Consider the following 17,202-nt stretch of genomic DNA (forward strand, 5'->3'; position numbering starts at 1 on the left):
GCGAAGCGGCCCTTGCGCCTCGCTGGCACCGACGATCCGTTACCATGACGGACATCGCGCCGCCTACCGCGTGCTTCTTTTCATCCACCGACGTTTCCGCCTTGCCCACCTATACCCTGCCCGCGCCACTGAGCGCGGAACTCGAGATTCGCAAGAGCCGCTTCATCGCGCATGCGATCCCGGTCGCCGATCGCGATGCCGCGATGGCCGAATTGCAGCGTCTGCGCGACGAACATCCTGCCGCGACGCATGTGTGCTGGGCGCTGCTGGCGGGCGGCCAGTCCGGCATGTCCGACGACGGCGAACCGTCCGGTACCGCCGGTCGGCCGATTCTCGAAGTACTGCGGCATCACGATCTGGATGGCGTGCTTGCGGCGGTCGTGCGCTATTACGGCGGTGTGAAGCTCGGCGCGGGCGGTCTGGTGCGCGCGTACACCGATGCGATCGCGTCCGCGCTGCTCGACGCGCCGCGCGTCGAGAGGATTGCCCAGGTGTTGCTGGGCGTCGAAGTGAGTTATGCCGACGAAGCCAAAGTCCGTCGATGGATGGACGCCGAAGGCTATGCGCTCGTGGACAGCGCCTACGGCATGCTGGTGAAAATGACGATGCGCGTGCCCGCCAACGCACTCGACGACGCCAAGGCAACGCTGATCGATATCACGCAAGGAAAGGCGGGCTTTTTCTGAACGGCTCAGGTCCGGGCCTGACGCGGGCAATTCCGAAAACATCCGTTTGAAGGTTCGACGGTCCGGTTCGCTGATACCATGCGGTTCTTCACCGGGATGACTCCACTGAAAAGGGCAACTCCTCTGACTTCGATCGCCGCTTTCTCCCGCATGGCTGCTGCGCGTTCGCCGTTGAGATCCGTCGTGCTCAAGGGCTGCGGCGCCATACTGCTGCCCACGCTGCTGTCCGCGTGCTCGTGGTCATGGTTCGGCCTGAACAGCAGCGCTAGCGCAACGCACACGAAAACCCACGGCACCGGCTCGCTCAGCGTCGCCCCTGCACGCGACTTCGCGTATCTGTCCGCGCGCGACGGTCATATCTCGCCGAACCGCATCGAAAATACCGGGATGACCGGGCTCGTGCTGAAGGACGACGTCAGCCTCGTGGTGCGCAATGGCGTCGCGAATAGTCTGCGAGTGGCCGGTTTTCGTATCGACGATAACAAACGCGTGCTCAGCGGCAGCATCGAAACCTTCACGGTGGACGATAGGCGCTCGCCGGCGCTGTGGACGCTGAAGATGCACTACGTGGTCATCGATGCGGCGACCCAAAAAGTCATGTACACGACCACGCGCACCGTGAAGCAGAAGTCGCCGAAATTCACCAGCAACACGATCGCGATCGAAGACACGGTCAAGCTCAGCGTCGATACATTGATTGGCGATCCAGGCTTTATCGAGGCGGTGAACTGAGCACGCGGCCAGCCGAGGCGCGGCGCGGTTTCGCTACAATCCCGGTAACGCATCGCGCGCGATGCATCGTGATCTCCCGTTCGGAATGCAAGCCGTCATGTCCCTTACCGCCTGGCTATTCTTTTTACCCGCCTGCTTCGCCATCAACCTCGCACCCGGGCCCAATAACCTGCTTTCGATCAACGTGGCCGCGCGTCATGGCTTCATGAAAGCGTTCGTCGGCGGCAGCGGCCGGCTGCTCGCCTTCGCGATGATGCTCGCACTCGCCGCGACCGGTCTCGCGGTCGTGCTGCATGCGTCCGAGTGGATCTTTCTGGCGATCAAACTCGCGGGCGCCGCTTATCTGATCTGGCTCGCGATCCAGTTGTGGCGCAGCGACGCACCCGCAATCGATACGTCGCAACCCCAGGAGGCCGCGCTCTCGCGCATTGCCCGGCACGAGTTTTTCGTGGCGGCGGGCAATCCGAAGGCGATTCTGGTTTTTACCGCGTTCCTGCCGCAATTCGTCGACGTCGCGCAGCCGATACTGCCGCAATTCGCCGCGCTCGGCGCGAGCTTTCTGGTACTCGAATGGGTGGCGATTGCATTGTATTCGTGGGCCGGCATGTATCTCGGCAAATGGCTGATGCGCGCGCAGATCCGCCGCTGGTTCAATCGCTGCTGCGGGGGATTTCTCGCGGCAATCGGCGTGAGTTTTCTGCTGGTTCGGCGCGGCTGAGGTATCGAGGCCGACAGTCGAAGCAGCCTTCACATCGCGGTCTTTTCATAACGAATAACTAATACATCGACGGAGAAACTTTAACTATCAGCATTCGTCGCGCCACCTTATGCTCGAACCGTGACCGGCCGCGAATGACTGCAATGCGGCATTGGGCGAACGGCTTTTTCATCGTCACGGAGCGACATCATGAAGATCTGCATCTTCGGAGCGGGAGCGATTGGCGGTTTAATGGGCGTGCAATTGGCACGCGCCGGCGCGGACGTCAGCTTCATTGCGCGCGGCCCGCATCTGGCCGCGATGCGTGAACACGGCGCGCGCCTCATCATGGATGGCGAAACGTTCAGCGCGCCGGTGCGCTGCACGTCCGATCCACGCGAACTCGGCGTCCAGGACTTCGTCATCGTGACGCTGAAGGCGCATTCGCTGCCTGGCGTGGTCGATTCCATGCAACCGCTACTCGGCAAGCACACGGCGATCGTTACCGGCGTCAACGGCATTCCATATTGGTACTTCTATCAGCACGGCGGGCGCTTTGCCGGCACTCGGCTGACGAGCGTCGACCCCGACGGTTCGCAATGGACCAAGCTCGGACCCGAGCGCGCGATTGGCTGCGTACTCTATCCGGCGGCGGAGATCGTCGAACCGGGGGTGATCAAACACGTGTACGGCAAGAAGTTTCCCATCGGCGAACCCAGTGGCGAGCGCACCCCGCGCGTTGAGCAATTGCACGAGATCATGCAGGCGGCCGGCTTCGAAGCGCCGATTCGCGACAACATTCGCGACGAAATCTGGCTCAAGCTATGGGGTAATCTGTGCTTCAACCCGATTAGCGCATTGACGCATGCAACGCTCGATGTGCTCACGAGTGACCCGGGCACGCGCGCGGTCTCACGCACGATGATGCTCGAAGCGAAGCGAATCGCGGATCAGTTCGGCGTGCACTTTCGCGTCGATGTGGAAAGGCGTATTGATGGCGCGGGTGCGGTCGGTGCGCACAAGACATCAACGCTCGTCGATCTCGAGCACCGCAGGCCGATGGAAATCGATCCTTTATTGACCGTCGTGCAGGAAATGGGGCGACTCGTTGCCGAACCGACACCCACTATCGACGTCGTGCTCGCACTGATCAAATTGCGCGAGAAGATGGCTTTACAGGGCAATTGACCGAGTACTCGTCAATTCCCTTTCGTCTTGCAACACGACCTGAAGGATCGGATGCCATGCATCCGATCCTTTTTCGCATTTGCCGCTATTGATCGATCGCCACCCACACCGCCTTCGGTTCCGTGAAGTTCTCGATCGCGACATCGCCATGCTCGCGACCGAAGCCCGAATCGCCAGCACCGCCCCACGGCAAACGCACGTCCGTATAGCCGTAGGTGTTGATCCACACCGTGCCCGCCTTCAGGTCGCGCGCCACGCGATGCACGCGGCTCAAGTCAGCGCTCCACACGCCAGCCGCGAGACTGTACGACGTGCCATTGGCGATTCGGATCGCGTCCGCTTCGTCGTTGAAACGGATCACGCTCGCCACCGGCCCGAAGATTTCTTCCTGCGAAATACGCATTTCGTGCTCGACATTCGCGAACACGGTTGGCTCGACGAAAAAGCCGCGATTGCCGACGCGCGCGCCACCCGTCACGAGCGATGCACCTTCCGAGCGTCCCGTGTCGACATAGCTCAATACGGTCTTCATCTGCGCGGCCGAAATCAGCGGTCCCATCGACGTTTCGCGCAGCGACGGGTCGCCGACCTTGATCGACTTCGCGCGCGTGGCCAGACGCTCGACCACTTCGTCATACACGTCGCGATGCGCGAGTATCCGCGACCCGGCGGAGCACACTTGCCCTGTATTGAAGAACACGCCCGACGCCGCGGCTCGCACCGCATTGTCGAGATTCGCGTCGGCAAAAATCACGTTGGCCGACTTGCCGCCGAGTTCCAGCGTCACGCGTTTGAAGTTGCCCGCCGCGCCCTGCAGGATGCCTCGTCCGACCGAAGGCGAACCGGTGAACGTGACCTTGTCGATACCGGGATGCGAGACCATCGCGTCGCCCACCACGCTGCCTTTGCCGGTGACGATGTTGAGCACGCCCGGCGGCACGCCCGCTTCGAGCGCCAGCTCGCCGATGCGCAATGCGGTGAGCGGCGTGATCTCGGCGGGCTTGACGATCAGCGTGCAACCGCATGCGAGCGCGGGCGCGATCTTCCACATGCCGATCATCAGCGGAAAATTCCACGGCACGATTGCGGCGACCACGCCGACAGGTTCGCGCAACGTATAGGTCAATGCATCGGGACGCGTCGGCACCACCTGGCCGTTGATCTTGTCGCACCAGCCTGCGTAGTATTCGACGGTATCGATCGCGGCGGGCACGTCCTGACGCATCACCGCGGCAATCGGCTTGCCGCCGTCGAGACTTTCGAGCGCGGCGAGTTCTTCCATGTTCTCGCGCATCAGGCCCGCGAGACGTTGCAGGATGCGCCCGCGTTCGGCCGCCCGAATCGAATTCCACACTTTCAATGCGCCGCGCGCGGCGCGCACCGCGGCATCGACGTCGGCTGCGCTGCCTTGCGCCACCAGTGCGATCGGCTCTTCGGTCGCGGGGTTGATGTCGACGGAATATTCCCCGGTGCCTGACGGCATGCGCTTGCCGTCGATCAGCAGATCGTGGTGCCTGAGATCGGTCTGGATTTCCATCATGAAGCTCCTTGAGTAGGACGTTATGTGGTTGACTGACGGCGCATCGATCGAATGCCGCGCGCCGCGCAAGCTTTTTGGTCGGCCCCTGTCTAAGGTTCCGGCAACAGGCTTTGCCGCACGGACCGCCAGTTGAAGCTTGGCGTCGCGGCTGCGGCAGGCGCTTCGTTCGTGATCGGCGAATGATCAGTCGTCGACGCAACGAACTGCGCCCACGCAGCCGCCGCATTGGGACGAAGCGAGCGATTTCTGCGGTGCACGAGTACCGTCGTCAATGCCGTTTCGGGGACCAGCGGACGACTCACCAACGAAGCGCCCGGAGAAGGCCAATGCGCATCGACAGGCAATACGCCGACACCCAGTCCCAATTCGACCATGCGCGCTACGGCCGCGACGTGTCCGAGTTCCTGCAACGGCCGGCGCTTCGATCCGTTCGCGGCGAGTACCGGTGCGAGCGCGGCACGCACGCCAGTATCGGCATTCAGCGTTATCAGCGGACATTCGCGCAACGCGTGCCATCCGATGCTGTCTTGCCGCGCTAGCGGATGCGCGGATGGAAGCACCGCCTGCAGTGGCGTAGTGAAAAGTACCTGAGCGTGCAGTAGAGGACTATCGACAGGTGCAGTCACACAGACCGCGCCGAAATCCACCTCGCCCTGCTCGACACTGGCCAGTACGCTGCTTTGAGGTTGATCCTTGACCGATACGACCAGCTCGGGAAAAACCGACGCGCACTGCGCCAAAGCCTGCGGCACCCAGCCCGATGACAACACCGGATTACTCGCGAATAAGACGACGCCCGTGTGTCCCTCGTAAGCATCGCGCTCTTCGAGCAGCGTCAATTCGATTTCGTCGAGCAGCCGGCCAATTCTTCTCTCGAGACTCGCACCCGCATTCGTCAGTTCGACCTGGCGTGTCGTGCGATCGAACAGCTTCAATTCGACCGCGTCTTCCAGTTCACGCACGCAACGGCTCACGGCCGACTGCGTCAGATCGAACTCGCGCGCCGCGCGCGTGAAACTGCGCTCGCGCGCGACCGCGACGAATACCTTGAGTTGCTGCAGCGAAACATTCATGGCATCGGTTCCGGGCGCGCGACGCTCACGTTATTCGCCAGACTGTTCGGGCCAGTGACTCATTCGCGACGCATTGCCATTGCCATGACCCGCGACGGCCAGCGCGCCCTGAGGTTCGTTGTGCGATTCGATCCAACGCGCGCGCATCGGCTTGAGGATGAACTTCGCGGAAATGCCGGCTGCGATCGTGATGACGGCGGCAAAGACGAAGACAAGGCTCCAGCCGCCCGTCGCCGCGAGTATGGACGCGATCGGCACCAGCAACGAGGCCGTGCCCTTCGCGGTGTACAACGTGCCGGCATTGGCGGCCGCGTACTTGCTGCCGAACGTATCGGCGCAAGTCGCCGGGAAGATCGAGAAGATCTCGCCCCAGAACAGGAAGATCAGCGCGGCAAAGACCATGAACGCATACGGATTGCTGCCGAACTGCATCATGCCGAGCAACGCGAGCCCTTCGCCGATGAAGATCACGAACATCGTGTTTTCACGGCCGATCTTGTCGGAGATGAAGCCGCACAGCGGACGCGTCAAGCCGTTGAAGATATTGTCGATCGACAGCGTGAGAGTCAGCAGCGGCAACGTCGCGCCGAAGACCGTCATCGGAATGCGCGCTATGCCCCAGTCTTTCGCGATCGGGCCGATCTGCGCGGTCGCCATCAAGCCGCCCGCCGCGACCGCGACGAACGACGCGTAGATCACCCAGAACACTGGCGTTCTGATCATCTGGCGCGAGGTGAAATCGACCTTCGACACTGCGAAGCGGCTCTTGCGTACCCCTGGCTGACGCAAGATCGGCCGCGTCAGGAGCATCGCGAGCAGCAGAATGCTGACGCCTTGCACGATGCCGAAGAACAGGAACGTCTCTTCATAGCCGCGGCGCGTAATCATGTTCGCAATCGGAATCACCGTCAGCGCCGCGCCTGCGCCAAAGCCCGCAGCCGTCAAACCCGCGGCGAGACCGCGCCGGTCGGGAAACCATTTGAGCGCGTTGCCGACGCATGTTCCATACACACCGCCCGCGCCTATCCCGCCAATCACCGCCGCGAAATACAACATGCCGAGCGTAGTCGCATGCGAATTGAGAATCCACGACAAACCCGCGCATACCGCGCCGGCTGCCACCACCGGGCGCGGCCCGAATCGATCGACGAGCCAGCCCTCGAACGGCACGAGCCACGTCTCGGTCAGAATGAAGATCGAGAACGCGAGCTGGATCGACGCCTCGCTCCAGTGATGCCGCGCATGCATAGGGGCCACGAATAACGTCCACGCATATTGCAGATTCGCCACCAGCGCCATGCACACCATGCCGATGACGAGTTGCCACCATCGGTTACGCCAGGACATACGGGTCGTCGATTGCTGGGTGATATCGTTCATGAGCCTTGTCTCCACTATTTATTTAGTGCAGCCGGCTGACGCGCCGCGCTGGATGTGTCCCGCCTTATCGTTATGGCCCGAGAACTTCCTATTCGGGAAAAATCTCAATTGGCGCTTTTTTGTTTCCGCAGATCCCCGAACTCGTCTTCTATAAAATTCTTGCTTTATTCCGACCAGAACCACGCTTCAGCCGGTAAGCATTACAGGTTATTCCCCCGCCATTGAGTCCGCCACACCACATATCTATGCGTTAACCCGCGTATTACAGCAGCTATTCGGCTTGTTATAAGTTTCATGCTAGGGTCATTGCTGAATTACTCATAATTAAAGTTTGTTATTATGTTGATTCACGTTTCCTTATACATCGACCATGACGATGCGCAATGCAACTCTGCGGCAACTGAAGGTCTTTGAAACGGTAGCGCGCCACCTGAGTTTTTCCCGCGCCGCGGAGGAATTGCATCTGACTCAGCCGGCCGTTTCCACCCAGGTCCGGCAACTCGAGGAACATGCGGGGCTGCCTCTGTTCGAGCAACTCGGCAAGAAGATCTATCTGACGCCGGCCGGCACGGAAATGCTCCACTACAGCCGCGCGATCATGCAGCAGTTCCATGAAGTCGACGAAGCGATGAGCCAGTTGAAGGGCGTCTCCGGCGGCAAACTGAATGTTGCGGTGATTAGCGCGGGCGACTATTTCTTTCCGCGCCTTCTCGCCGAATTCACGCGTCGCTATTCGGGTGTGGATCTCAATCTCGCGGTACACAACCGCGAAGAACTGCTTCATCAACTGGCGACCAATCAGACCGACCTCGCGGTCATGGTGCGTCCGCCGCACGAAACCGACGCGACCAATGAACCGTTCGCGCCGCACCCGTACGTGATCGTCGCGGCGCCCACTCATCCGCTTGCGCACAAGCGCAATATCCGCTTCAGTCAACTCGCGAACGAAGCGTTCATCGTGCGCGAACGCGGCTCGGACACGTGGAATTCGATGGAAGAAGGTTTTGCCGGCCGGCTGTCCAATCTGAAGATTGCGATGGAGATCAAGAGCACCGAGACGATCAAGCAGGCGGTCATCGCCGGCATGGGCATCGCGTTTCTGTCCGCCCATACGATCAGCCTCGAATTGCAACTGGGTCATCTGGTCGTGCTCGACGTCGAAACCTTTCCGGTCATGCTCAATTGGTATGTCGTGCATCGGAAGAACAAGCGTCTGCCACCGGTTGCCGTCGCCTTCAAACGCTTCCTGATGGAGGAAGGCGCCAATCTGATCGAAAAGATCACCCGCGTGAAGGAACTGAGCGTGCATAAGCCGTAGGCTATGGAAAGCCAATAAAACTTTAACTATTGCAAATCGATCGCGACTTCTATGCTGCAAGCGAGTTCTTTCACTTGCGAGCCGAGGAGGCCGATCATGAACCACGCTCCGGTTGAATCCCGTATCAGTACACGCAACGCTCGCACAGCGGCGGCGGATCACGAAGACCAACCCGACGATGCGCATCTGAGCGCCTACAATGCCGCGTTCAGCGAGCTTGGGCTGCGGTTTCGCTGGGACCATGCGACGCTCGACATGCTGAAAGAGTTCAATGGCGAGTTGGCGCGAATCACCGCTTATATCGAGCGCTATCACAGCCACCTGCATCGGGCGTACGATGCCGACTTTCTCGCGCAACTGATTCTGCATAGGAAGACGCAGTACTACAGCGAATTCGCCGCGACCGTGGGCGACTAGAAGCATTGAAAAAGACTCGGGCGGCGGGATCATCGTCCCGCCGTCTTCGCTATTGGCAATCAGCTCTCCTGGCGGCGCATGCATCATTGATCAGCGACGTGTAGTGAAATGAACCGGCCGCTCGTGCGCGCATTGGCGTGCACAGTCGCGCTGGCGGCCGTTGCCGCGTCTACCATCACGCCCATCCCGACTATCTGCAGAGGCGCTCACGCGCATCATCGCCGGCGTGACATCGCGAAGCGCCCACGTCTGCTCTTCCCCGCCATGCCACTCGATGTTCGCGAGCAGGCCCGGCTTGCCGATCGCCAGGCCATCGCTACGCGCGGCGAAGGCAAACATGCGCGCTGCGCAACTGACGCGATTCGCCGCGTGAGCGGGATCGGCCGAGTACTCGCGGCTCAGCATCAGATGCACGCCCATTGCCAACGCCAGCGCGCCCGTCGCGAGCAATGCCGCCAGTCCGAACGGCTGTGCCTGTTCAGTGACGAAGCCGTAACCGAGCCATCCGCATAAAGACAGCGCAAACAGATTGACGACGTGATGTCCCGGCCGCGCGACCGCCTCGAGTTGCAATGCGCCGCGCAGCTTGCAGAACGCAATCGCCGAGATCGCAAAGAGCAGCGCGCCGATCAACACGGCTGCAAACAGTTCGATGCGTTCGGTGTTCTCGCGCGCCGCTGCCAACAGGTAGCGCGTAAAGCCTGTCGACGCGACCGCCAAACCGATGCCGCTGCCAAGCAATGCAAGCATCCGGGGCCTGCGTGTCAGATCGCGTTCGCGCACCCATGAATGCCGCTGCGCCGAACGTCGGCCGAACTGTCGTCGCGAGAGCGCGGCCAACGCCACCATCAGCACCGCAATCAACGCCGCGGCGACAGTCACGGCGAGCAGCAACAACAGGTCCATCCACACGGCACTCCCACAGGCTTGCGGCATGCGTGATCCTCCGTGATGCGATGAAAAGGCAAGAGCCGCGAGGTCCGGCCCTCGTCAACCGACGTTCGCGGTATCGCCCGATCGCGGTGGCTCGTCGCGCTGCGCCGCGCTCAAGGTATTGGTCAGCGTGCCTATCCCATCGATCGTGATCGAGACCGTTGCACCGTCCTTGATCGACCCCACGCCCACCGAGGTGCCGCACGCAATCACGTCGCCGGGTTCGAGCGTCAGATCCTGCGATATCAGACTCACCTGCTCGGCCGGCGAAAAGACCATATCGGCGAGCGGATAGTTCTGACGCTCGGCGCCGTCGAGCGTGGTCAGGAGGCGCGCCGCCCGCCAGTCGAAACCGGAGACGATGGCCGGACCCAGGCAACAGAAGGTATCGAAGCTCTTGGCGCGACACCACTGCGGAAAATGCGGATTCTCGTTAAGCAGATCGGCGGCGGTGACGTCGTTGACGAGCGTGTAGCCGAAGATCGCCGCCTCCGCCTGCTGCGCATCCACGTCGCGGCAACGCTGGCCGATCACGATGCCGAGTTCGCCTTCGTAGACGATCTTGCCCGCGTAGTGACGCGGCCGGCGGATCGGCTCGCCCGCGCCGACCACCGACGCCGCCGGCTTCAGCAGAAACAGCGGATGCGTGGGCACGGGTTTGTCGAGCTTCGCCGCGAGCGCGTGATAGTTATTCCAGAGCGCGACGATCTTGCCGGGCGAGCACGGCGCCAACGGCGTCAATGCGCGCAGCGACAGTACCGCGCCGGTCGGCACCGGCTGCGCGAGACTTTCGTACTCGTGCAGATAGGCGCCTTCGACACGGCCGAACACGATGCCGCCGTCGCCCGACATGAACCGCATCCACGTCTGCATGCCTCGCTCCTAGATTGCGCCCGCCGTGCGCAGCGCCGTGATCTGCTCGGCCGAATAACCGAGCTCGGCCATCACTTCATCGGTATGTTCGCCAAGCAGCGGCGAGCGTTTGACGTCGGTCGGGCTGTCGGACAGCTTGATGGGATTGCCCACTGTCAGATACTTGCCGCGCTTCGGATGATCGACTTCGACGATCGTGCCGGTTTTGCGCAGCGACGGCTCCGCGGCAATTTCCTTCATCGACAGGATCGGGCCGCACGGAATGTCGTATTCGTTCAGGATCTGCATCGCCTCGAACTTGGTCTTCGTCATCGTCCAGCGTTCGATTTCGGCGAAGATCTCCTTCAAGCGCGGCAGGCGCGCGGGCGCCGTCGCGTAGTCGGGGTCCGTGGCCCACTCCTCCTTGCCGATCACGTTGCAGATCTTCGCCCACACGGGCGCCTGCGTGATGAAGTAGATATAGGCGTTGGGGTCGGTCTCCCACCCTTTGCATTTCAGAATCCAGCCCGGCTGGCCGCCGCCCGACGCATTGCCCGCGCGCGGCACCGCTTCGCCGAACGTGCCGTTCGGATATTGCGGATACTCCTTCATCACGCCGGTACGGTCGAGCCGCTGCTGGTCTCGCAGTTTGACGCGGCACAGATTGAGCACGCCGTCCTGCATGGCCGCGAGCACGCGCTGGCCGCGTCCGGTATGCGTGCGTTGATAGAGCGCAGTGACGATGCCGAGCGCGAGATGCAGCCCCGTGCCGCTGTCGCCGATCTGCGCGCCGGTCACGACAGGCGGGCCGTCGTCGAAGCCGGTGGTCGAGGCCGCGCCGCCCGCGCATTGCGCGACGTTTTCATAGACTTTGCAGTCCTCGTAAGGACCGGGACCGAAGCCCTTCACCGAGGCGACGATCATGCGCGGATTCAATTCCTGAATCCGCTCCCACGTAAAGCCCATCCGGTCGAGCGCGCCCGGTGCGAAGTTTTCGACCAGTACGTCGCATTTCTGGATCAGCGCTTCGAGCACCTGCTTGCCTTCCGGATGCTTGGTGTCGATCGTGACCGAGCGCTTGTTGTGATTGAGCATCGTGAAGTACAGGCTATCCACGTCGGGAATATCGCGCAGCTGCTCGCGCGTGATGTCGCCCGCGCCTGCCCGTTCTACCTTGATCACGTCCGCGCCGAACCATGCGAGCAATTGCGTGCAGGTCGGCCCCGATTGCACATGCGTGAAATCGAGGATGCGCACACCGTCGAGTGCCTTGGCCATGTCGTATCTCCCGAACGATGAGGGTTATTTGTACATGGTCTGGTTCTTCGTGCCCGGTGCGTACTCGCGCGGGTCGACCCAGATGTTGACCACCGCCGAGCGGCCGGTGCGATGAATCGCTTCGCGCGCACGCTGTAGCGCGCTCGCGATCTGCGCGGGATCGCGCACTTCCTCGCCATAGCCGCCGAGCATTTCGGCGAATTTGCTGAACGGCACGTCGCCGAGCAGATTGCCGACGTTGCCGCGTTCTTCGCCGTATTTGGCAAGCTGGCCGTAGCGGATCTGGTTCATCGCCGAGTTGTTGCCGATCACCGCGAGATACGGTGCGCCGAAGCGGTTCGCGGTTTCCATGTCGAACGCGGTCATGCCGAACGAGCCGTCGCCGTAATAGCAGAGCACTTCCTTGTGCGGATGCGCGAGCTTCGCCGCCAGCGCGAAGCCGGTGCCGACGCCGAGCGAGCCGAGCGCGCCGGGGTCCATCCACTGGCCGGGGCGGCGCGGGCGCACCGCTTGCGCGGAGATCGTCACGACGTCGCCGCCGTCGCCGATATAGACGGTGTCGTCGGACAGGAACTCGTTGAGTTCGTACGCGACGCGATACGGATGAATCGGCGTGCTGTTCGAGCGGAACAGCGGCATCAGTTTTTCGGTTGCGCTCGCTTCGGCGTCGCGCAACTGCGCCATCCATTTGCGGCGCGCCTGACGCTTGTCGTCCTTGATACGACCGCTCGCGGCCTGCAGCACCGCGGCGAGAATCGCGCCCGGATCGCCGACCAGACCCAGATCGATATCGCGATTCTTGCCGACGGTTCGATAGTCCATATCGATCTGCACCAGCGTCAATTCCTTGCTGATGCGTCGGCCGTAACCCATGCGGAAATCGAACGGCGTGCCGACCACGATCAGCACGTCGGCATTCGCAAACGCCTGCGAACGCGTGCGATCGAAATGATGCGGATCGCCCGGCGGCAGCAGCCCGCGGCTCGCGCCATTGAAATAGCCGGGAATCTCGATGCCGCGCAGCAGCGCGATCGCTTCCTCGTGACCGCGCGCGGTCCACACCTGCTGGCCGTACAGGATCGCGGGGCGTTCCGCATCGACGAGAATGTCCGCCAGTTTCTCGATGTCGCGCGGGTCACCGATCGATTTCGTCGACGCGCGATAGCGGCCCGGCCGCGGCACGATCGCGCGCGACACGTCGACTTCGCGGTCGAGCACGTCGCGCGGAATTTCCAGGTAGGCGGGACCGGGCGCGCCGTTGAAGCATTCGCGCGCGGCCATCGAGATCATGTCCGCGACGCGCTCGGTGCTCGACACGCTCGCGGCGAACTTCGTGATCGGCGCCATGATGTCGACGTGCGGCAGGTCCTGCAGCGAGCCCATCTTGTGCTGCGTCAGCGCGCCCTGCCCGCCGATGTGCAGGATCGGGCTTTCCGAGCGGAACGCGGTCGCGATGCCGGTTACGGCGTTCGTGCAGCCGGGGCCGGCGGTCGTCACCACGCAGCCGAGCTTGCCGGTCTGGCGCGCGTAGCCGTCGGCCGCGTGTGCGGCGACCTGCTCGTGGCGCACGTCGATGATGCGGATGCCTTCGTCGACGCAGCCGTCGTAGATATCGATGATGTGGCCGCCGCACAGCGTGAAGATCGTGTCGACCCCCTCGTTTTTCAGCGCCTTTGCGACCAGATGGCCGCCCGACACGACGCCCGCGTCGCGGGTCTTCTGCTTGAGCGTGTCGTCGGCGGTCGTGGTGGCCGTGGCCGGACTCAGGGATGAAACAACTGCAGACATGGTCATCTCCTCATCAATCGGATGTGCAACGGTTATCGACGGACGCGTCCGCTTCGATATACGTCCGGTTGCACCGACGTCTCACGGCTTCGAAGATACCGTATGTGATATATCACATTCCTTCAAGGCCAATTTCGAGACATAGACGGCGCGAAGTTTGTGCTGCTCGAGCTTGTCTGCCGCAGCTTTGCGCCGAATCTACAGGGCTCTGCGGCAGTCATTTCAAGGGAAAACACCAGGTCGTGCGTTAACCGGTCATTGTTGATATATCACATACCATATTTTCAAGACCGTCAAGCAAGGTTTATCCCGCAGCGCGGCGGCGACCTCGTTTGGTTTGCCGCCGCGCGACCTGCGGATCGCTCGAAGTGCGCGCACGCAAAAAAGCCCGCGGTGCTTGCACACGCGGGCTTTTCGCAATCAGCAGCCAGGCAGCGTCTACGCCGCCATCAATCGAGGAAATCGCAATTGGCTTCGACGAACGCCGCGAGATCGAGCGAATGCTGGCGCGTGAGCCGCTCGGCGAGTTCGGTATCGCGCTTTTCGAGCGCCTCGATGATGCGCAGATGATCGACGATGGAGCGCGCGGCCCGGTCGCTCTGCGAGATGGTCATACGCCGGATCGCGCGCACGTGGATGAAGATGTTCTTGATCGTATCGAGAATGATCTGCGACTTCGACAACTCGACGATCGCCTGATGAAACGCGATGTTCGCGTCCGAATACTCGGCGATATGCTCGGCCGGCGTCGTGTCGCGGAAATTGTCGAACATATGGCGCAAGCGGCCGATTTCCTCGTCGGTCGCATGCAGCGTGGCGAGCCGCGCGGCCATGCTTTCGAGCGCGGCCCACATCTGGATCATCTCGACGATTTCGCGTTTGCTCTTGCGCACGATGTAGATGCCACGCCGCGGCACCATGCGCAGGAAGCCTTCCTGCTCGAGCAGCGTCATCGCTTCGCGCACCGGCGTGCGGCTCACGCCGAGCGATTCGCTGAGCACGCGCTCGTCGAGACGGATTTCTTCGCGATTCTGGTAGATATCCGCGTCTGCGATTGCCTGACGCAGCATCGCATAGGCCTGATCGCGCAAGCTCGCACTCGCGCCGATTGGCTGCAACGACAGGGTCAACGGGGTGGCCACTGTTTCAGTTGGAAGTTCTGACGACATTCATCGCCTCTGCTTGAACATGCGCGCGATTCGGCGCCGCCGTTTTGCCGCGCTGCTCGCCCAGACCCACGAAGCGGCCATGTTGCGATGCAGGTGCAGCGACCGATTCGGGAATCCAGTCGGTCAGCAGAACGGTGGCGGCACAGCCCAACCCAACGACGGCCATGGCGAACAGCGCAAGAGGCACGAATTCCACGTGTAACTCCGGATGATTGAGAAGATTGATCCCTCAATCATATGCTGCAACGCCGCATTTTTCAATATTCGGTATGTAGTATATCAATGACTGTTGTTTTTAAGATTACTTTCACGTTAGCACGCCGCGCGCTGCGTGGGTTCGCCCACATCATTCCCCGCGACGGTTCTCCGTGGCGCTCGGTGTAAACACGCAAAACGCGCGCTATTCGCGCAGCCGCGAGCGATGATCGCGCATTTTCTCCATCACGCGGATTGTGAATTCCGGGTCGCGTCATTAACCTTCCGGACATTCCCTGCGCGGATCGATCGCGTCGAAAGCCTTGCCCGGGCGGCGCGATCGATTAAAGCACATATCACATTGAAGGAGACTCGATGAGCACCACCCACCCGCAGGCCACAGTGGCCAATCACCGCAATGCGCGCAGTCAGGCTCGCAAGGCCGCGCTCGGCAGCTTTATCGGCGCCGTGGTCGACTGGTACGACTTCCTGTTGTACGGCATCGTCGCCGCGCTCGTGTTCAACGCCGAGTTCTTCCCGAACGTCGGCCCGGCGATGGGCACGCTTGCCGCGTTCGCGACCTTCGGCGTCGGCTTTCTGTTCCGGCCGCTCGGCGGCTTCGTGTTCGGCCATTACGGCGACCGGCTCGGACGCAAGCGCATGCTCGTGCTCACCGTGATGATGATGGGTCTGTCGACGGCCGCGATCGGTCTGCTGCCGGCGTTCTCGACGATCGGGTGGTTGGCGCCGGTGCTGCTCGTCACGCTGCGCGCAATCCAGGGCTTTGCGGTCGGCGGCGAATGGGGCGGCGCGGCGTTGATGGCCGTCGAAAGCGCGCCCGAGAAAAAGAAGGCCTTCTACAGCAGCGGCGTGCAGGTCGGCTACGGCGTCGGGCTCGTGCTGTCGACGGGACTCGTCGCGCTGATCAGCCGCTCGATGGACAACGCCGCGTTCCTCAGCTGGGGCTGGCGTCTGCCGTTTCTGTTCAGCGTCGTACTGGTGCTGATCGCGCTCTGGATCCGCTCGAGCATGGAGGAATCTCAGGAGTTCGTCGAGAAAGTCGGCCAGCATGGCGAGCGCCGTGTGCGCCTGCCGATCGTCGAAGCGCTGCTGCGCCATCCGAAAGCCTTCCTGCTGATCATCGCGCTGCGGCTCGCCGAGCTGTTCACGATGTACATCGTGACCGCGTTCGCACTGAGCTACTCGACCACGAACCTGCACATGCCGCGCGAGTTTTTCCTGACGATCGGCTTCGTCGTCGGCGCGCTCAGCTGCGTGACGATTCCGTGCTTCGCGTGGCTCGCGGATCGCTTCGGCCGCCGTCGCATCTATATGATCGGCGCGCTGGTCGGCGTGTTCAGCGCGGTGCCGTTCTTCCTCGCGCTCGAAGCGCGTTCGACAGTATGGATCGTCGTGTTCGCGGTGATGCTTGCCAACATCGCGCACGACATGGTCGTCAGCGTCCAGCAGCCGATGTTCACCGAGCTGTTCGGCACCGAGTACCGCTATAGCGGCGCGGGTGTCGGCTATCAGGTGGCGAGCGTGGTCGGCGGCGGATTCACGCCGTTCATCGCGGTCGCGCTGGTCAGCTTCGCGGGCGGCTCGTGGCATCCGGTGGCCGCGTATCTGGCGATCGGCTGTCTGATCTCGGTACTCGTTGCAGCACGCATGAAGACCGGGCGCAAGATCGATTGACACCGGCGGAACTCGCCGTCGATACACGACGGGCCGGCGCGGCGAAGAAGCCGCGCCGGCCCGTTTCGTTTTGTGCCGCGCGTCGTGCGCGTCTCCTTTATTGCTGACTTTGCATAGTGGCTCTAGTCGGAAGAACGAAGCAACCCGCTCGGAGCGTCCCACGATTTGCACGATCGCGTGAAGAATACCCGCGGTTCACCAGGTTCACACCTTATGTCCGCGTGCTTCATATTGCGAAGCCATCGTCCAGGTCCTATTGTC

General features: G+C 62.0%; 16 protein-coding genes. 7 read left to right on the forward strand and 9 right to left on the reverse strand.

Annotated features, from left to right (window positions below):
• The first annotated feature begins 44 nt into the window (after positions 1 to 44).
• The 4 genes from OKW35_RS45565 (at position 45) to OKW35_RS45580 (ending at position 3,303) form a co-directional block, all read left to right on the forward strand.
• Entirely contained in the window at positions 45 to 686 is a 642-nt protein-coding gene (locus OKW35_RS45565) for an IMPACT family protein (RefSeq protein WP_184037247.1), read from the forward strand.
• A 150-nt stretch (positions 687 to 836) separates the two neighbouring features.
• Positions 837 to 1,418: a hypothetical protein gene (locus tag OKW35_RS45570; protein WP_184060505.1), complete on the forward strand. Its 582-nt coding sequence runs from the start codon at positions 837 to 839 to the stop codon at positions 1,416 to 1,418.
• A 97-nt stretch (positions 1,419 to 1,515) separates the two neighbouring features.
• On the forward strand, positions 1,516 to 2,136 hold the full coding sequence (locus tag OKW35_RS45575; protein ID WP_026226576.1) for a LysE family translocator: 621 nt from the start codon (positions 1,516 to 1,518) through the stop codon (positions 2,134 to 2,136).
• Between the two features lie 189 nt (positions 2,137 to 2,325).
• Positions 2,326 to 3,303 (forward strand): 2-dehydropantoate 2-reductase, encoded by a 978-nt coding sequence (locus tag OKW35_RS45580; RefSeq protein ID WP_429352318.1) that lies wholly within the window; start codon positions 2,326 to 2,328, stop codon positions 3,301 to 3,303.
• Between the two features lie 85 nt (positions 3,304 to 3,388).
• Here the strand turns inward: OKW35_RS45580 and OKW35_RS45585 are convergent, their stop codons facing one another.
• From OKW35_RS45585 to oxlT, 3 genes are all read right to left on the reverse strand, one after another.
• Positions 3,389 to 4,840, reverse strand: coding sequence for an aldehyde dehydrogenase family protein (locus OKW35_RS45585; RefSeq protein WP_187619474.1), 1,452 nt, complete (start codon positions 4,838 to 4,840; stop codon positions 3,389 to 3,391).
• A 92-nt stretch (positions 4,841 to 4,932) separates the two neighbouring features.
• Positions 4,933 to 5,916, reverse strand: coding sequence for a LysR family transcriptional regulator (locus OKW35_RS45590; RefSeq protein WP_429555497.1), 984 nt, complete (start codon positions 5,914 to 5,916; stop codon positions 4,933 to 4,935).
• Between the two features lie 30 nt (positions 5,917 to 5,946).
• Positions 5,947 to 7,296 carry an oxalate/formate MFS antiporter gene (gene oxlT / locus OKW35_RS45595; protein ID WP_429493519.1) on the reverse strand — a complete coding sequence of 450 codons (1,350 nt, stop codon included), beginning with the start codon at positions 7,294 to 7,296 and terminating at the stop codon, positions 5,947 to 5,949.
• A 370-nt stretch (positions 7,297 to 7,666) separates the two neighbouring features.
• Between oxlT and OKW35_RS45600 the strand changes: the two genes are divergently transcribed.
• Together OKW35_RS45600 and OKW35_RS45605 are read left to right on the forward strand one after the other, a co-directional pair.
• Positions 7,667 to 8,614 carry a LysR family transcriptional regulator gene (locus OKW35_RS45600; protein WP_018424728.1) on the forward strand — a complete coding sequence of 316 codons (948 nt, stop codon included), beginning with the start codon at positions 7,667 to 7,669 and terminating at the stop codon, positions 8,612 to 8,614.
• Between the two features lie 96 nt (positions 8,615 to 8,710).
• Positions 8,711 to 9,031, forward strand: coding sequence for a hypothetical protein (locus OKW35_RS45605; protein ID WP_429555498.1), 321 nt, complete (start codon positions 8,711 to 8,713; stop codon positions 9,029 to 9,031).
• A 90-nt stretch (positions 9,032 to 9,121) separates the two neighbouring features.
• Here OKW35_RS45605 and OKW35_RS45610 read toward each other — a convergent pair whose 3' ends face one another.
• The 6 genes from OKW35_RS45610 to OKW35_RS45635 all read right to left on the reverse strand — a co-directional run bounded on the left by OKW35_RS45610 (position 9,122) and on the right by OKW35_RS45635 (position 15,247).
• The gene (locus OKW35_RS45610; protein ID WP_429555499.1) at positions 9,122 to 9,967 is read right to left on the reverse strand and encodes an NAD(P)(+) transhydrogenase (Re/Si-specific) subunit beta; all 846 of its coding nucleotides are present in this window, start codon (positions 9,965 to 9,967) and stop codon (positions 9,122 to 9,124) included.
• Positions 9,968 to 10,021: 54 nt separating this feature from the next.
• The gene (locus OKW35_RS45615) at positions 10,022 to 10,837 is read right to left on the reverse strand and encodes a fumarylacetoacetate hydrolase family protein (protein ID WP_429403563.1); all 816 of its coding nucleotides are present in this window, start codon (positions 10,835 to 10,837) and stop codon (positions 10,022 to 10,024) included.
• A gap of 9 nt (positions 10,838 to 10,846) precedes the next feature.
• Positions 10,847 to 12,094, reverse strand: coding sequence for a formyl-CoA transferase (gene frc / locus OKW35_RS45620; protein WP_187613596.1), 1,248 nt, complete (start codon positions 12,092 to 12,094; stop codon positions 10,847 to 10,849).
• A gap of 24 nt (positions 12,095 to 12,118) precedes the next feature.
• Positions 12,119 to 13,882 carry a thiamine pyrophosphate-binding protein gene (locus OKW35_RS45625; protein WP_429292371.1) on the reverse strand — a complete coding sequence of 588 codons (1,764 nt, stop codon included), beginning with the start codon at positions 13,880 to 13,882 and terminating at the stop codon, positions 12,119 to 12,121.
• A gap of 449 nt (positions 13,883 to 14,331) precedes the next feature.
• A complete protein-coding gene (locus OKW35_RS45630) occupies positions 14,332 to 15,051 on the reverse strand; it encodes a GntR family transcriptional regulator (protein WP_013091210.1) in 720 nt (239 codons plus the stop codon).
• Positions 15,029 to 15,247, reverse strand: a complete 219-nt coding sequence (locus OKW35_RS45635) for a hypothetical protein (protein WP_429555500.1) — start codon at positions 15,245 to 15,247, stop codon at positions 15,029 to 15,031. The genes OKW35_RS45630 and OKW35_RS45635 overlap by 23 nt, the downstream gene beginning before the upstream one ends.
• A gap of 374 nt (positions 15,248 to 15,621) precedes the next feature.
• Here OKW35_RS45635 and shiA point away from each other — a divergent pair, with 374 nt between their 5' ends.
• Entirely contained in the window at positions 15,622 to 16,941 is a 1,320-nt protein-coding gene (gene shiA / locus OKW35_RS45640) for a shikimate transporter (RefSeq protein WP_187613592.1), read from the forward strand.
• Positions 16,942 to 17,202 lie beyond the last annotated feature (261 nt).

Source organism: Paraburkholderia sp. MM5477-R1 (assembly GCF_050436385.1).
GTDB classification, from domain to species: Bacteria; Pseudomonadota; Gammaproteobacteria; order Burkholderiales; family Burkholderiaceae; genus Paraburkholderia; species Paraburkholderia tuberum.

Excerpts from the sequence above, each read along its gene's own strand:
- OKW35_RS45565 (WP_184037247.1), top strand. The coding sequence starts at position 45 with ATGACGGACATCGCGCCGCCTACCGCGTGCTTCTTTTCATCCACCGAC.
- OKW35_RS45570 (WP_184060505.1), top strand. The coding sequence starts at position 837 with ATGGCTGCTGCGCGTTCGCCGTTGAGATCCGTCGTGCTCAAGGGCTGC.
- OKW35_RS45575 (WP_026226576.1), top strand. The coding sequence starts at position 1,516 with ATGTCCCTTACCGCCTGGCTATTCTTTTTACCCGCCTGCTTCGCCATC.
- OKW35_RS45580 (WP_429352318.1), top strand. The coding sequence starts at position 2,326 with ATGAAGATCTGCATCTTCGGAGCGGGAGCGATTGGCGGTTTAATGGGC.
- OKW35_RS45585 (WP_187619474.1), bottom strand. The coding sequence starts at position 4,840 with ATGGAAATCCAGACCGATCTCAGGCACCACGATCTGCTGATCGACGGC.
- OKW35_RS45590 (WP_429555497.1), bottom strand. The coding sequence starts at position 5,916 with ATGAATGTTTCGCTGCAGCAACTCAAGGTATTCGTCGCGGTCGCGCGC.
- oxlT (WP_429493519.1), bottom strand. The coding sequence starts at position 7,296 with ATGAACGATATCACCCAGCAATCGACGACCCGTATGTCCTGGCGTAAC.
- OKW35_RS45600 (WP_018424728.1), top strand. The coding sequence starts at position 7,667 with ATGACGATGCGCAATGCAACTCTGCGGCAACTGAAGGTCTTTGAAACG.
- OKW35_RS45605 (WP_429555498.1), top strand. The coding sequence starts at position 8,711 with ATGAACCACGCTCCGGTTGAATCCCGTATCAGTACACGCAACGCTCGC.
- OKW35_RS45610 (WP_429555499.1), bottom strand. The coding sequence starts at position 9,967 with ATGCCGCAAGCCTGTGGGAGTGCCGTGTGGATGGACCTGTTGTTGCTG.
- OKW35_RS45615 (WP_429403563.1), bottom strand. The coding sequence starts at position 10,837 with ATGCAGACGTGGATGCGGTTCATGTCGGGCGACGGCGGCATCGTGTTC.
- frc (WP_187613596.1), bottom strand. The coding sequence starts at position 12,094 with ATGGCCAAGGCACTCGACGGTGTGCGCATCCTCGATTTCACGCATGTG.
- OKW35_RS45625 (WP_429292371.1), bottom strand. The coding sequence starts at position 13,882 with ATGTCTGCAGTTGTTTCATCCCTGAGTCCGGCCACGGCCACCACGACC.
- OKW35_RS45630 (WP_013091210.1), bottom strand. The coding sequence starts at position 15,051 with ATGTCGTCAGAACTTCCAACTGAAACAGTGGCCACCCCGTTGACCCTG.
- shiA (WP_187613592.1), top strand. The coding sequence starts at position 15,622 with ATGAGCACCACCCACCCGCAGGCCACAGTGGCCAATCACCGCAATGCG.